This is a genomic window from Mesorhizobium sp. U510 (genome assembly GCF_059180695.1).
In genome coordinates, this window is the sequence record NZ_CP180532.1 from 4,934,142 (window position 1) to 4,948,052 (window position 13,911).

General features: G+C 63.3%; 14 protein-coding genes. 2 read left to right on the plus strand and 12 right to left on the minus strand.

Going from position 1 to position 13,911, the window contains the following annotated elements; genetic code table 11:
• Positions 1-10: 10 nt before the first annotated feature.
• The 4 genes from ACLGL5_RS25705 to yajC are packed head-to-tail and all read right to left on the minus strand — an operon-like array spanning position 11 to position 4,228.
• Positions 11-862: a phytoene/squalene synthase family protein gene (locus ACLGL5_RS25705; RefSeq protein ID WP_069092305.1), complete on the minus strand. Its 852-nt coding sequence runs from the start codon at positions 860-862 to the stop codon at positions 11-13.
• 1 nt (position 863) lies between these two features.
• On the minus strand, positions 864-1,259 hold the full coding sequence (locus ACLGL5_RS25710) for an Mth938-like domain-containing protein (RefSeq protein WP_019858550.1): 396 nt from the start codon (positions 1,257-1,259) through the stop codon (positions 864-866).
• Between the two features lie 26 nt (positions 1,260-1,285).
• Positions 1,286-3,835, minus strand: coding sequence for a protein translocase subunit SecDF (secDF, locus tag ACLGL5_RS25715; RefSeq protein WP_010909881.1), 2,550 nt, complete (start codon positions 3,833-3,835; stop codon positions 1,286-1,288).
• Positions 3,836-3,886: 51 nt separating this feature from the next.
• Positions 3,887-4,228: a preprotein translocase subunit YajC gene (gene yajC / locus ACLGL5_RS25720; RefSeq protein WP_010909882.1), complete on the minus strand. Its 342-nt coding sequence runs from the start codon at positions 4,226-4,228 to the stop codon at positions 3,887-3,889.
• A gap of 288 nt (positions 4,229-4,516) precedes the next feature.
• Here yajC and ACLGL5_RS25725 point away from each other — a divergent pair, with 288 nt between their 5' ends.
• A complete protein-coding gene (locus ACLGL5_RS25725; RefSeq protein WP_027046915.1) occupies positions 4,517-5,392 on the plus strand; it encodes an ATP-binding protein in 876 nt (291 codons plus the stop codon).
• Here ACLGL5_RS25725 and ACLGL5_RS25730 read toward each other — a convergent pair.
• Positions 5,382-6,221: an AraC family transcriptional regulator gene (locus tag ACLGL5_RS25730; RefSeq protein ID WP_171903294.1), complete on the minus strand. Its 840-nt coding sequence runs from the start codon at positions 6,219-6,221 to the stop codon at positions 5,382-5,384. The genes ACLGL5_RS25725 and ACLGL5_RS25730 overlap by 11 nt on opposite strands.
• 96 nt (positions 6,222-6,317) lie before the next feature.
• On the opposite strand from ACLGL5_RS25730, the gene ACLGL5_RS25735 reads away from it, so the two are divergent.
• Positions 6,318-7,208: an NAD-dependent epimerase/dehydratase family protein gene (locus tag ACLGL5_RS25735; RefSeq protein ID WP_069092307.1), complete on the plus strand. Its 891-nt coding sequence runs from the start codon at positions 6,318-6,320 to the stop codon at positions 7,206-7,208.
• A 128-nt stretch (positions 7,209-7,336) separates the two neighbouring features.
• Here the strand turns inward: ACLGL5_RS25735 and ACLGL5_RS25740 are convergent, their stop codons facing one another.
• From ACLGL5_RS25740 to ACLGL5_RS25770, 7 genes are all read right to left on the minus strand, one after another.
• Positions 7,337-8,884, minus strand: coding sequence for a peptidoglycan DD-metalloendopeptidase family protein (locus tag ACLGL5_RS25740; RefSeq protein ID WP_494372791.1), 1,548 nt, complete (start codon positions 8,882-8,884; stop codon positions 7,337-7,339).
• A gap of 177 nt (positions 8,885-9,061) precedes the next feature.
• Complete coding sequence (locus tag ACLGL5_RS25745; RefSeq protein ID WP_064984145.1) at positions 9,062-9,715, minus strand: protein-L-isoaspartate(D-aspartate) O-methyltransferase; 654 nt, start codon at positions 9,713-9,715, stop codon at positions 9,062-9,064.
• A complete protein-coding gene (gene surE, locus ACLGL5_RS25750) occupies positions 9,712-10,470 on the minus strand; it encodes a 5'/3'-nucleotidase SurE (protein WP_032930538.1) in 759 nt (252 codons plus the stop codon). Before surE ends, ACLGL5_RS25745 begins: the two co-directional genes overlap by 4 nt.
• A complete protein-coding gene (gene serS / locus ACLGL5_RS25755; protein WP_069092308.1) occupies positions 10,470-11,774 on the minus strand; it encodes a serine--tRNA ligase in 1,305 nt (434 codons plus the stop codon). Before serS ends, surE begins: the two co-directional genes overlap by 1 nt.
• A 104-nt stretch (positions 11,775-11,878) precedes the next feature.
• Entirely contained in the window at positions 11,879-12,754 is an 876-nt protein-coding gene (gene tatC / locus ACLGL5_RS25760; RefSeq protein ID WP_019858559.1) for a twin-arginine translocase subunit TatC, read from the minus strand.
• Positions 12,751-13,512: a Sec-independent protein translocase protein TatB gene (gene tatB, locus ACLGL5_RS25765; protein ID WP_069092309.1), complete on the minus strand. Its 762-nt coding sequence runs from the start codon at positions 13,510-13,512 to the stop codon at positions 12,751-12,753. Before tatB ends, tatC begins: the two co-directional genes overlap by 4 nt.
• Before the next feature lie 31 nt (positions 13,513-13,543).
• Positions 13,544-13,765, minus strand: coding sequence for a twin-arginine translocase TatA/TatE family subunit (locus tag ACLGL5_RS25770; RefSeq protein WP_015317533.1), 222 nt, complete (start codon positions 13,763-13,765; stop codon positions 13,544-13,546).
• Positions 13,766-13,911 lie beyond the last annotated feature (146 nt).

The window sequence follows — 13,911 nt, forward strand, 5'->3', positions numbered from 1 at the left end:
GACGTTTACGTCAAAGTGCCGGCCAGCCCTTGCTCGCTCGCCGCAACAGCAACAAATGCCGGCGCAAGGCGGACAGCCGCGCGACGCCGTCGAGCGGCGATTGGCGCGAGCCTTCCATCCTGTCGAGATAGGCACGCGACAGTGCCAGCGGCAGGAATGCCGGATGCAAGGCCACCGGCAGGGCCGCGGCGCCCCGCTCGAAAGCGGCAAGGTGTTCGCGCGCCAACGCGATCATCGCCGCCACGGCGCGCCGCGCCCCAGGCCCGCCATCGCCGGCAACAAACTCTTCCGACGTCGATCCCGCCGCCGCCAGAATGTCGGCCGGGACAAAACACTGCCCGCGCTTGCGGTGCAGCGGCAACAGAAGCAAGAGGCCGGTCATGGCCTGCGCGCAGCCCGCCCTGCCCGCCAATTCAGCGAAGCGGGGCGCCTCGACGGGATCGAGCACCATCGCCGCAAGCTGGATGAGCGCGGCCGCCGTCTCGCCGCAATAGCCTTCCAGGTCGGTGCGCGACGGCATCGGGTCGTCATAAAGATCGAAGATGCGCGCTTCGAGCATGTTGTCGAATGCCAGCTTGGGAAGGCGGTGGGCGGAAATTGTCGCCTTCAGCGCGTCGGCGACGGGATGGCCGATGGCTGCATCATCATTGTCGACGGCGATGAGGTCACGCCACCATTGCAGCCGCACCTCGCCCGGCAACGCTTCATGGATGCGATCGCGGATGCCGGCGATTTCGGCATTGAAAGCGTAAAGCGAAAACAGCGCGTCGCGCTTTTCGGCCGGCGCGTAGAGTGCCGTCAGATAGCGGTCATGGTCGGCGGCGCGCACCGCGTCCATGACGATTTTGGCATTTTGCGACATATCAATCGACGGCGATGAGCGCTGCGGCCACGGCGCGGTCTTCCGCCAGAAGGACATTGTAGGTCCGCACCGCAGCCCCGGTCGACATCGGGTCGGACGCAATGCCCGCCTCTTTCAGCGCCGCTCGCAGCGCTGCCGGCAATGGCCTCAAATCCTTGCCCATGCCGACCAGCAGGATCTCGACCTTATCGGCTTCGGCCAGCAGTTTTTCGAAATCCGCCACCGCCAGCGCTGAAGCGTCCGCCGGCTCCCAGCCATGGATGCCGGATGGCAGGCACAGCAGCGAGCCGCGATGCGACATGTCGGCAAAGCGGAACCCGCCATTGCCATAAGCCTCGATCGGCGCGCGGCCGGGGAAATGCGCCTCGCGGATGACGATGCCTTTGCCGGTCACCACTGTTGTCACCCCTTCGGGGCCGCGCGTCAGGTCGCGACCGCCTTGCCGCCGTTGACCGGCTTCTCCTCGTCGGCCGAGGCCTGCGGGCGCAGCTTGAACAGGATCAGCAGCGGTGCGGCGATGAAGATCGACGAATAGGTGCCGAACACGACGCCGAACAGCATCGCCATGGTGAAGGAGCGGATGACTTCGCCGCCGAACAACACCAGCGCCAGCAATGCCAGGATCGTCGTCACCGAGGTCAGCGTCGTTCGCGACAGAGTCTCGTTGATGGCGTTGTTCAACAGCTGCGGCAGCGGCATTCGCTTGTATTTTCGCAGATCTTCTCGGACGCGGTCATAGACCACGATCGTGTCGTTCAGCGAATAGCCGATGATGGTCAGGATCGCCGCCAGCGACGACTGGTTGAATTCGAGCCCGGTGATGACGAAGAAGCCGAGCGTCATGACCACATCGTGCACCGTCGCCACGATGGCGCCGACCGCGAACTGCCACTCGAAACGGAACCAGACATAGACCAGGATGCCGACCAGCGCGACCAGCATGGCGATAGTGCCTTGCTTGGCCAGTTCACCGGAAACCGTCGGTCCCACCACTTCGACGCGGCGGAAATCATACTGGTCCTGCAGCTCGCCGCGCACCTTGTCGATGACCGTCTGCTCGGCATTCTCGCCGCCATCCTGCGTGCCGACACGGATCAGCACGTCATTCGGCGCGCCGAACTGCTGCACCTGCACTTCGCCGATATTGAGCTCCATCAGCCTGGCGCGGATATCGCCGAGATTGGCATCGCCGCTCTTGGACTTCACCTCGATCATCGAGCCGCCCTTGAAGTCGATGCCGTAATTGATATCGACCGTCATGAACAGCACCACGGACAGCACCGACAGGAAGCTCGACAGTGCGAACGTCCAGCGGCGGATGCCCATGAAGGGGATCTTGGTACCCGGCGGAATGAAGGTCACCGGGGCCTTCGGCAATTCCTTCGGACGGGCGCGGCGCAGCCAGATCGACACCAGCAGGCGCGTGAAGGTGAAAGCGGTGAAGACCGTGGTCAGGATACCGATGGCGTAGGTGATGGCAAAGCCCTTCACCGGCCCGGTGCCGAGATAGAACAGCACCACGGTGGCGATCAGCGAGGTGACGTTGGAATCGACGATGGTCGCCAGCGCCTTCGAGAAGCCGGTGTCGATCGCCTGGATCACCGAGCGGCCGGCCCGTCGTTCTTCACGGATGCGTTCGTAGATCAGCACGTTGGAATCGACCGCCATGCCGATGGTCAGCACGATACCGGCAATACCGGGCAAGGTCAGCGTCGCCCCAAGCAGCGACAGCAGCCCAACGATCATCGCCACGTGCACCGCCAGCGCGATGTTGGCGAGGAAACCGAGGAAGCCATAGGCGACGAACATGAAGGCGACGACGAGGATCGAACCGATGATACCGGCGACCTTGCCGGCATGGATCGAATCCTGGCCAAGGCCTGGGCCGACAGTGCGTTCCTCGATGACCGTCAATGTGGCCGGCAGCGCACCGGCTCGCAAAAGCACGGCGAGATCGTTGGCGCTCTGGGCGGTGAAATTGCCTGATATCTGGCCGGTCCCGCCGAGGATCGGTTCACGAATCTGCGGCGCCGAGATCACCTGGTTGTCGAGGATGATGGCGAAGAGCTTGCCGACATTCTGCGAGGTCGCCTGGCCGAAGCGGGCAGCGCCCTTCGAATCGAAGCGGAATGAGACCACCGGCTCGTTGTTCTGCGAATTGTAGGTCGCCTGCGCGTCGACGAGGTTTTCGCCCGAAACGATGACGCGGTTTTCGATCAGATACGGAACCGGCGGGTCGTCCTGGGAATAGAGCACCGAGGAACCGGCGGGCGGGCGCCCCTTGAGCGCGTCCTGCACCGGCATCGACTGGTCGACCATCTGGAAGGTCAGCTTGGCGGTCTGGCCGAGGATTTCCTTCAGCCGCTGCGGATCCTGCAGGCCTGGCACCTGGACAAGGATGCGGTCGTCGCCTTGCCGCTGCACGATAGGCTCGGTGGTGCCGAGTTCGTTGACGCGGCGCTCGACCACTTCGATCGACTGCGCCAATGCGGTCGATGTGCGGTATTTGATACCGGCGTCGGTGACGGTGAATTTGAGCAGGCCTGGCTCGGAATCATCCAGCGACATTTCCTGGATGGAGCCGCCACTGAACAGGCCGGCGGCGACAGGATCGGTCAAGGTCTTCAACGCCTTCTTTGCGGCGTCTAGCTGGGCCGGGTCCGTGATGCGGACCTGCAGGGTCCGCCCGGTGCCGGCAAGGCCGGTATAGCCGATCTTGGCGTCACGCAGCAGCGTGCGGATTTCGTCGCGCGTCGTCTCCAGCCGATCCTTGATCAGATCGTTCTGGTTCATCTCCAGCAGGATGTGCGAACCGCCCTGCAGGTCGAGGCCGAGCGTCATCTGCCGCTTCGGCACCCAGCTCGGCAGCTGGGCCAACGTGCTGGCGGGGAACAGATTGGGCGCGGCGAGGATCACTGTGATGGCGACGGCCACCCAGATCAGGATCATCTTGAAGCGCGAAAAATACAGCATATGGCGTCGTCCGTCAGAGCGTGTCCGCGGATCGCTCCGCCTTGAATTGGGTTATTTCTTGGCGTTCTGGTTGGCCACCGGTTCGCCCTTGACGCGCACATCGGCGATCGTCGAGCGCAGCGCCGTCACCTTGGTGCCACCACCAAGGTCGATCTCGAGCTCGTTGTCGTCGATCACCTTCGTCACCTTGCCGACGAAACCACCGCCGGTGACGACCGTGTCGCCGCGGCGGACCGCCGCCAGCATCTCGCCGCGCTTCTTCAGCTGCGTGCGCTGCGGGCGGATGATCAGAAAATACATGATCACAAAAATCAGGACAAACGGCAAAATGCTGATGAACATATCGGGAGAGGCGCCGCCAATGCCTTGGGCGTATGCCGGTGTCACGAACATCGAGGTACTCCTGAATTTTGAAAACAGCCGCCAACCGTCCTGCGGAGTTTGGCGGCCCCTTGAAATTTGGCCGGAATATAGTCGGTAAAGTTGTCAATGCAACTGCGCGACCGACCAAATCGGCTGCTTTTCCGGCCTGTTCGCCCGTGTTAGAGCATGATCGCGAAATGCGAGAGCCGGTTTACCGAAAAGATCACGCTCGAACAAAAGGTTGGGACCGGTTTCGAACCCGACGGATTCGAACGTGTCCCACCTGCCCGCCCCAGGAAACGAGCCAAAAGACCTGAAATGACCGACAGCACCATCGACGCCCTCAACAAGAAACTTGACCGCCTGATCGAGGCTGTCGGCCGCCTCGCCCCGCCGCCGGTGCCTGAAACCGACCTCGGCGAGGCCGACTGTTTCGTCTGGCAGGCCGACCCCGGCTATCTGGAGCCGGTGCGCAAGGTCAACCGCGTCGACATTGGGCTGATCCGCGGCGTCGACCGTGTCCGCGACATCCTTGTCGACAACACCGAGCGCTTCGCCGCCGGCTTTGCCGCCAACAACGTCCTGTTGTGGGGCGCGCGCGGCATGGGCAAATCGTCGCTGGTCAAGGCCGTGCATGCCGAGATCAACGCCAAGGCCAAATCCGACCTGCCGCTCAAGCTGATCGAGATCCACCGCGAGGACATCGATACGCTGCCCAAGCTGATGGGTCTGCTGAAGGCCGCGCCCTTCCGCGTCATCCTGTTTTGCGACGACCTGTCCTTCGATCATGACGACACGTCCTACAAGTCTTTGAAGGCGGCACTCGAAGGCGGCGTCGAGGGCCGTCCGGCCAATGTCATCTTCTACGCCACCTCGAACCGCCGCCATTTGTTGCCGCGCGACATGATCGACAATGAGCGCTCGACCGCCATCAATCCGTCCGAGGCGGTCGAAGAGAAGGTCTCGCTCTCCGACCGGTTCGGGCTTTGGCTCGGCTTCCACAAATGCTCGCAGGACGAGTATCTCGAGATGATCAATGGCTATGCCAGCCATCATGGCCTCGACATCGACCCAGAGCAGCTGCGCGCGGAAGCGCTGGAATGGGCGACGACGCGCGGCAGCCGCTCGGGCCGCGTCGCCTGGCAGTTCACGCAGGATCTGGCCGGCCGGCTCGGCAAGCCGCTCAAGGATTGAGGCGTCGCGCCCGTCGCACGTCGCGCGGCGTTTGGCCAATCTCGCGGCGCATCCAATGCGCCAGATGCGACTGGTGTGCGAAGCCCGCCAATTCCGCGACCTCGCTGGTGCTGAGATCGCCCTGCTGCAGGAGGGCATGAGCGCGTTCGACCCGGCGTCGCAACACGTAGCGATGCAGGGTGACGCCCGTCGCCACCTTGAACCATGTCCGCAGATGCGAGCTGCTCGCGCCGGCTACCCGGGCGAGTCGATGGACCGAGAGCGGCTCGTGGAGAGCCGCCTCAATGTGCTCCAGGACGCGCTTGAGCTGGGTATCCGACAAGCGGTTCGTCCGTTCGACGTCAATATCGTCGACACCAAGCAGCCTGACCGCCAGCGCGGCGCCAATGCTGTCGGCAAACAGGGAGCCGCTTGGTGCACCCGCATCGAGATCGCTCCGGAGCGCGCGAGCGAGATGCTCGATGCGCTGGTCGCGAAGCAGATGGCGTGTGTCGAGCCGCGATACCAGCGCCCTGCCGCCAAGTTCCGCCGCCACCCTTTCCATCAGGGCTGGCTGCAAGACAATCTCGATCGTGTCGAACGCGGTTTCAGCCTCGAAACCACCCTCCTCGCCAGCCGGCACCAGGTCGATATCGCCGGCGCGCCTGACGAAATAGCGCCCAACTTGATTGCAGTAGGAGCGTGTCGCCGCGCTTGCATGCACCATGACGCGATGGTGCGGCGCCCGCGGCAGACGATGGACACCTGCCTCGATGTGCCGGGCGATCATTGCTACGTCGGATGGGGATCGGGCCGAAGCAAATTGTGGACGCATGCACTCTCGATTCATGGCGAAACCTGTTCAAGATTTGGCAATTCCCGCGCGATTTTCAATGCCGCGACCCTGTACGCACGCCTCTCCATCAAACTCGGAAGAGAGGTTGCCATGAGTTTCTATGTTGTTGTGGGCGCAGGCCCGGTTGGACGCGAGACCGCGCGCCTTCTTGGTGAGGAAGGGCATGATGTCGTTCTCACAAGCCGAAGCGTCGGCTCGAACGCGTTGCCGAACGTGCGGACCATACAGGCCGACGCCACGGATGCCTCTGAACTGTCACGTATCTGCCGAGGCGCCGATGCCATCTTCATGTGTGCCATGGCCGCATATCATCGGTGGCCGACCGACTTTTTCCCCATCATCGACGGCACCGTGCGCGCGGCCGAAGCGGTCGGCGCCAAGCTCATCGTGCTCGGAAACCTCTATGGCTATGGGCAAAATGCCGATAGCCCGCTTCGCTCCGACCTGCCCCTGGATCCGACGTCGAGGAAGGGAACCGCCAGGGCGATCATGTGGCAGCGGGCGGTCCGTGCCGATGTACCGGCGATCGAAATACGCTCCAGCGACTATCTCGGACATGGCGCGATCAGCTACTTCTCACTGATCGCGCTGCCCGCCATCATCGAGGGCAAGCCTGTCGCCTTCATCGGAGACCTCGACGCAACCCATGCCTGGACCTTCACCAGGGACGTCGCGAGGACGCTGGTCGCGGCGGCCCGCTACAAGGGCGAATGGGGACGCGCGTTTCACGTTCCCTCGCAATACGCCTCACCCAGGGAGCTCATCCAGAAAACCGCGGCGATGCTCGCACGAGAGGTTTCAGGGACACGTTCCTATTCCGTCCCTGAGATCGAATCCCTGGGCATGCATGAGGCCATCGAGATGAGTTACCTCTTCGAGAGACCTCTGCTGGTTGATGCCTCCGAGACTGAGGCGCTTCTGGGCGTAAAGGCCAGCAGCATCGAGGAGATGATCGCCGACACGCTCCGTGATCAACTGTGACCCGCGCGGGCGGGCTTTGCAGCAACTGAAAAAGCCCGCTCCTTGCGGAACGGGCTGAGCCGGCGGGCCGGACTGGAGGTCAGACGGCCCGCAAAAATCGCTTTCTTCTTCTATTCGAGACAGCCGGACTATTCGAGATAACCAGAGGGGTCGACCGGGGCGGAATTCTTGCGCACTTCGAAGTGCAGCTTCGGCGAGTTCGTCGTGCCGCTCATGCCCGACAAAGCGATCTCCTGGCCGCGCTTGACCTTCTGGCCGCGCTGCACCTCGATCGAGCTGGCATGGCCATAGACGGTGACCAGGCCGTTCTCGTGGCGCACCAGCACCGTGTTGCCGAATTCCTTGAGCCCGTCGCCGGCGTAGATGACGACGCCGTTCTCGGCCGCCTTGATCGGCGTGCCCGAGGGCACCGCGATGTCGACGCCGTCCTTGCCGGATCCGAAACCGGAGATCACCCGGCCGCGCACCGGCCAGCGCATCTTGCCGATACCCGTGGCGTCCGGCGCTACCGCTTCGTCGTCCTCGGCCTGCTGGATGACCTTCGCGTCCTTCTTCGGCGGCGTATAGGATGCCAGCGTTTCCGACGGCGTGGTCTTTGCCGGGGGCTGCGTGGTTGCCGTGGTCACCGGATCGACTTTTGCCGGCTTGGCGCTGGCGACCGTCGCGGTTCCGCCGGCTGGTACCTTCAGGGTCTGGCCGATCTTGAGCAAACCGTCCTTCATGCCGTTGGCCTGCTTCAGCGCAACGACGCCGACGCCGGTCTTCCTGGCGATCGAGGACATCGTGTCACCCGACTGGACCGTATAGGTACCGGCGGCGCCTGTTGCCTTGGCGACCTGCGCGGGCTTGGGTTCCTTGGGCTGGCTCGCGGCGGCCGAAGCATCGACCTGCGCGGCGGACTTGCCTTCCTTGAGCTTAGGCTGCTGCGGCAAGACGGCGACCTTGTCCGGCGCGGTCGCAGGCAGGTCGTGCTTGCCATCCTTTGCAGGCCCGTCCTTCAACTGCTTTGCATCGGCGACCTTCGGCTCGGCCTTGCTCGAATAGGCATAGGCCGGGATGACGATCTTCTGACCGGTCTTCAGCCCCTTGGTCGGGCTCAGGCCGTTCACCTTCATGATGACATCGGCCGGAACTTTGTAATGCGCGGCCAGGCCGGAAATGGTCTCGCCGTCTCTGACGACGATTTCGGTCGCGTGCGGCCTGCCCGCCTCGGCCACCTTCGGCGCGTCGGGCTGGGCATTCTTGAACGGCTTGGCGGCCGGCTCGACGGTGCCGGTTGTCGTCCTGTCGACGTGGGGAGCGGGCCGAACCATGGCCGGCGCCGATGCGACACGCACCGGATTGGCGGCAGGCGCGAGCGCCGGCGCGGGTTGCGCCTGAGCTGAAACGGGCGGCGGCAACGGCCGGCTCGAAACCGGTTCGAGGCTGGAGCGGCTGACCGACTGCGTGTGGCTGCCGTCGAGCGGCGCGGCCGAGACATCGCCCGGATAGGGCTGCACGGCGTCCTGCTTGTTGATGATGGCGCGCTGATTGTTCGTCGAGGAAGTGAAGACGTCGTCGACGCTGTTGAACCGCGAGGCCTGGGAACTGCACCCGGCCGCCGCGCCTGCAATCATGAGAACAGCGCAGCCCCGCGCCAGATTGCGACCGTTTGTCTTCAAAACACTGAGTTGCATCGCACTAACCCGCACAAACTCTGCACCAACTGGATCGGATTAAAGCGCGTTAATGTTACTGGTCGGTTAACCCATTAGAATCCGACGAAAATTTTCTTAAAACATTTGGGGATAGCTGGCGGCATGGATCAGCAGGCCGAACAGCTGTTCGACCGCGGACCCAAGCTCCGCCGGAAACTAGATCACCGCCGCGACGCTGCGGAGGATCGGCTGCAGCCGGACGAGGCCGATATCCTCGCGCTCGAAACGGCTGCCAACCTTGGTCAGCTTGGCCAGCACCTGCTCGCCCTCCTCCGGCCCGATCGGCGCAATGACGATGCCGCCACTCGACAATTGGTCGAGCAGGAAGCGCGGCAGGCTGTCGAAGGCCGCCCAGGCGACAATGCGGTCGAACGGGCCTTCTGCAGGCAGGCCGCCGGAGCCGTCAGCCTGGCGCACGACTACATTGCCGATGCCGAGCGCCTCGAAACGCTGCCTGGCCTGCTCGACAAGCGTCTTGTAGCGGTCGATGGTGACGATGCGCGCCGCCAGCCGCGACATCACCGCCGCCGAATAGCCGGTGCCGGTGCCGATCTCGAGAACGCGGTTTCCCGCTTCTATGGCAAGGGCCGCGATCACCGCCGCCTGCATGTCGGCGCCTTCGATCGCCTCGCCGCATTCGATCGGCAGCATGCGGTCGGACCAGGCGATCTGGTGGAAGTGAGGCGCTAAAAAGCCGCGCCGTGGTGTAGCCTCGAAAGCAGCGATCAGCGCCTTCGGCACGGTTCCCCTGCCGCGCAGGCGCAACAGGAAAGCGGCAAATCCTTCGCGGTCATCGATTGGCAAATTCATGCAAGCGCCTTGCTCAGCTGGTCACGGATCTCATGCGCGGTGAGGTCGAGCTGCAACGGCGTCACCGACACCAATCTGTTGCGCAGCGCGTGGAGGTCGGTGCCTTGCTTGCCCTCGACCGGCTCGCGGCCGAAGCGCAGCCAATAGTAAGGCAGGCCGCGCCCGTCACGGCGCTCATCGACCCACAGGCTGTGCACGAGTTTGCCTTGCATAGTGACCACCGTGCCAACGACTTCTTCAGGAAGGCAGTTGGGAAAATTGACGTTGAGCAGAACGCCATCCGGCAGCGGCGTCGCGACGAGCTTCTTCAGCAGCGCCGGTGCCAGCGCCTCGGTGGTCTCATAGGGAACGATGCGGTCCTCGCCGACATAGGAATAGCCCTGGCTGAGGGCGATCGAGCGGATGCCGAGCAGCGCGCCTTCCATGGCGCCGGCGACGGTTCCCGAATAGGTCACGTCGTCGGCGATGTTGGCGCCGGAATTGATGCCGGACAGGATCAGGTCGGGGGCGCCGGGCAGGATCTTCTTCACGCCCATGATGACGCAATCGGTCGGCGTGCCGCGCACCGCAAAATGCTTCTCGCCGATCTTGCGCAGCCGCAGCGGCTCCGAGATCGACAGCGAGTGCGCATAGCCGGACTGGTCCTGCTCCGGCGCCACCACCCATACATCGTCGGAGAGTGTGCGCGCGACGCGTTCGAGCGACGCCAGGCCCTCGGCGTGAATGCCGTCGTCATTGGTCAGAAGAATGCGCATTACTTCGCTTCGATCTTTGCCAGACCGCCCATGTAAGGCCGCAGCACTTCAGGAATGGTTACGCTGCCATCCTCGTTCTGGTAGTTTTCGATGACGGCAATCAGCGCGCGGCCGACAGCGGTGCCCGAACCGTTGAGCGTATGGACGAAGCGATTGCCCTTGCCGTCCTTGTCCTTGTAGCGGGCATCCATGCGGCGCGCCTGGAAGTCGCCGCAGACCGAACAGGACGAGATCTCGCGATAGGCGTTCTGGCCGGGCAGCCAGACCTCGATGTCATAGGTCTTGCGCGCGCCAAAGCCCATGTCGCCGGTGCACAGCGTCATGGTGCGGAACGGCAGCTCAAGCCGCTTCAGCACTTCCTCGGCGCATTGCGTCATCCGTTCATGCTCGGCGAGCGAGGATTCCTGGTCGGTGATCGACACCAGCTCGACCTTGTAGAACTGGTGCTGCCGCAGCATGCCGCGCGTGTCGCGCCCGGCCGAGCCTGCTTCCGAGCGGAAACACGGCGTCAGCGCGGTGAAGCGCAGGGGCAGTTTTTCATGCGCGGTGATTTCCTCGCGCACCAGGTTGGTGAGCGGCACTTCAGCGGTTGGGATCAGGCCAAGCCTGCCCTCGCCGTGCGGCGTGAAGAACAGGTCGTCCTCGAATTTCGGCAGCTGGTTGGTGCCGAAAAGCACCTCGTCGCGCACCATCAGCGGCGGGATCACTTCCTCATAGCCGTGCTCGGTCGTATGCAGGTCGAGCATGAACTGGCCGATCGCACGTTCCATCCGTGCCAGGCCGCTCTTCAGCACGGTGAAGCGCGAACCCGACAGCTTGGCCGCCCGCTCGAAATCCATCATGCCGAGCGCTTCGCCGACCTCGAAATGCTCCTTCACCCAGTTCGGCCGCGTCGGCACCTTGCCGACGATGTGTTTGACGACATTGTCGTGTTCGTCCTTGCCGACCGGCACATCGTCGAGAGGCACATTGGGCAGCACCGCCAGCGCGTCGTTCAGCGCCTTGTCGAGCTCGCGTTCGCGCGCCTCGCCATTCTGGATGAAGGTTTTGATATCGCCGACTTCGGCCTTGAGTTTTTCGGCAAGAGCGGCGTCACCCGAACGCATGGCGTTGCCGATTTCCTTCGAGGCGGCGTTGCGGCGCTCCTGCTTGGTCTGCAGCTCGGTGACGTGTTCGCGCCGCGCCTCGTCCCTGGCGATCAAATCATCGACCGTGGACTGCGCCTCTGCCGCCGACCACGAGCGCTTGGCCAGCGCCTCGACAAGGGCCTTCGGGTTGTCGCGAATCCATTTGATGTCAAGCATAGTTTGAACGCTCCTGAGCTAAGCTCCGAGGGCGTAAACCGCATCCTTGACCGATGCAAGATGAGGCTGGGCGGCGGTTGTCGTTTTCCGCCGCTGCTGACGGCTTACGAAGCAGCCGGCGCCGGAGGCTCGTCCGGTGCCTTGTCGGCCACGGTCTCCCCGGCTTCCTGCTTCTCGCGCGCCAGGCGCTCGCGCTCCTGGCTGCGCTCGATCAGCCGGGCCGACCAGATGGCGACCTCGTAGAGCAGGATGGTCGGGATGGCCAAACCGATCTGGCTCATCGGATCCGGAGGGGTCAGCACGGCCGCGACGACGAAAGCGATGACGATCGCCCACTTGCGCTTCTCGGCCAGCGCCTTGGACGACAGCATGCCGACACGCGTCATCAGACTGGTCACCACCGGTAGCTGGAACACCAGGCCGAAGGAGAAGATCAGCGTCATGATCAGGCTGAGATATTCCGACACTTTCGGCAGCAGCGAAATCTGCACCTGCTCGTCGGTGCCGGCCTGTTGCATGGCAAGGAAGAACCACATCACCATCGGCGTGAAGAAGAAATAGACCAGCGAGGCGCCCATCAGGAACAGGATGGGCGACGCGATCAGGAACGGCAGGAAGGCGTTGCGCTCGTTCTTGTAGAGGCCGGGCGCGATGAATTTGTAGATCTGCGTGGCGATCAGCGGAAAGGCGATGACCATGCCGCCGAACATGGCGAGCTTGACCTGCGTGAAGAAGAATTCCTGCGGCGCGGTGTAGATCAACTCGACCTTGTGCGGGTCGAGCCCCGCCCACTTCGTCGCCCATTTGAACGGAACGACCAGAAGGTTGAACAGCTTCTTGGCGAAGAAGAAGCACACCAGGAAGGCGACGAAGAAGCCGCCGAGCGACCAGATCAGCCGGCGGCGCAACTCGATGAGATGCTCGATCAGCGGCGCCGACGATTTTTCGATCTCGTCCTTTTCCTTGTCCGAAACGCTCACTTGGCGGCTCCCGCCGTCTTCTTGGCCGCCGGCTTCTTCGCTGGCGCAGGTTTCGGTTCGGCTTTCGCCGCGGTCTTTGCCGCAGTCGCCTTGGCAGCGGCAGGCTTTGCTGCTGTCACGGCCTTTGTCGACGCCTTGGGCGCCGGTGTAGCTTTTGCCATCACCACAGGTGCGGCTTTTGCTGTCGCCGACTTCGCGGATGTCGAGGCCTTGGGCTGCGCCTTTGCCGCCGGCGCGGTCTTGGCGGACTTCTTGGCCGTGGATGCCTTCGGCGCCGCGGCAGGTTCCGTGGATGCCGCAACCACCGATTCATCGGTCATGGCCGGGAAAATCGGCGTTGGCGGCGTGGCTCCCGCGGCGCTGACGCCAGGCATTTCCGTTGCGCCGTTCTTCAGCGGCTCGGCCGCCTGCGGTGTCGAAGCGGCGGGCGTTGCCGGATCGGCGGCGGGCTTCGGCTTCATCGCGGCGTCGACGCCGGAGCGCACATCGACCGCCGCCTGCTCGAACGGATTGAGCTGCTTCCTGATCTCGGCCATCGGACTGAGGCCCCTGAGCTCGTCGACCGACTTCTTGACGTCGTCGAGCTCGGCTTCCTTCAGCGCTTCGTTGAACTGTTTCTGGAAGTCGGCGGCCATAGAGCGCAGCTTCGCCGTCGTGCGGCCGAAGGTGCGCAGCATATTGGGCAAATCCTTCGGACCGACGACCACGATCATGACGATCGCGATCACCAGCATTTCGGTCCAGCCGACTTCAAACATGGCACTCTGTTCCGACTAGAACTTTTTTGGCTCAGCTCTTGCTGGCTTTTTCCTTCGCGGCCGAAACGGTCTCGTCGGCACGGTGTTCGACGGTGCGCTTGTCGTCGGCAACGTCGTCGTCCGCCATGCCCTTCTTGAAGCTCTTGATGCCTTTGGCCATGTCGCCCATCAGCTCGGGAATCTTGCCGCGGCCGAACACCAGCAGCACGATCACCAGCACGATCATCCAGTGCCAAATCGAAAATGAACCCATAGCAAATCTCTCTCGAATGTTTTCCCTGGCGATGATCTATGCGTTTTCGCGTTGGGATTCAAACACAACAGCGACAGAGTTTATGAAAGGGTGACGGATGTCACGCTTTTTCGAACTCGCTGGCCCGCTACCAATCGGCGCATCTA

Coding starts and splice junctions, on each gene's coding strand:
- ACLGL5_RS25705 (WP_069092305.1), bottom strand. CDS start 862: ATGTCGCAAAATGCCAAAATCGTCATGGACGCGGTGCGCGCCGCCGAC.
- secDF (WP_010909881.1), bottom strand. CDS start 3,835: ATGCTGTATTTTTCGCGCTTCAAGATGATCCTGATCTGGGTGGCCGTC.
- yajC (WP_010909882.1), bottom strand. CDS start 4,228: ATGTTCGTGACACCGGCATACGCCCAAGGCATTGGCGGCGCCTCTCCC.
- ACLGL5_RS25725 (WP_027046915.1), top strand. CDS start 4,517: ATGACCGACAGCACCATCGACGCCCTCAACAAGAAACTTGACCGCCTG.
- ACLGL5_RS25730 (WP_171903294.1), bottom strand. CDS start 6,221: ATGAATCGAGAGTGCATGCGTCCACAATTTGCTTCGGCCCGATCCCCA.
- ACLGL5_RS25735 (WP_069092307.1), top strand. CDS start 6,318: ATGAGTTTCTATGTTGTTGTGGGCGCAGGCCCGGTTGGACGCGAGACC.
- ACLGL5_RS25740 (WP_494372791.1), bottom strand. CDS start 8,884: ATGCAACTCAGTGTTTTGAAGACAAACGGTCGCAATCTGGCGCGGGGC.
- ACLGL5_RS25745 (WP_064984145.1), bottom strand. CDS start 9,715: ATGAATTTGCCAATCGATGACCGCGAAGGATTTGCCGCTTTCCTGTTG.
- surE (WP_032930538.1), bottom strand. CDS start 10,470: ATGCGCATTCTTCTGACCAATGACGACGGCATTCACGCCGAGGGCCTG.
- serS (WP_069092308.1), bottom strand. CDS start 11,774: ATGCTTGACATCAAATGGATTCGCGACAACCCGAAGGCCCTTGTCGAG.
- tatB (WP_069092309.1), bottom strand. CDS start 13,512: ATGTTTGAAGTCGGCTGGACCGAAATGCTGGTGATCGCGATCGTCATG.
- ACLGL5_RS25770 (WP_015317533.1), bottom strand. CDS start 13,765: ATGGGTTCATTTTCGATTTGGCACTGGATGATCGTGCTGGTGATCGTG.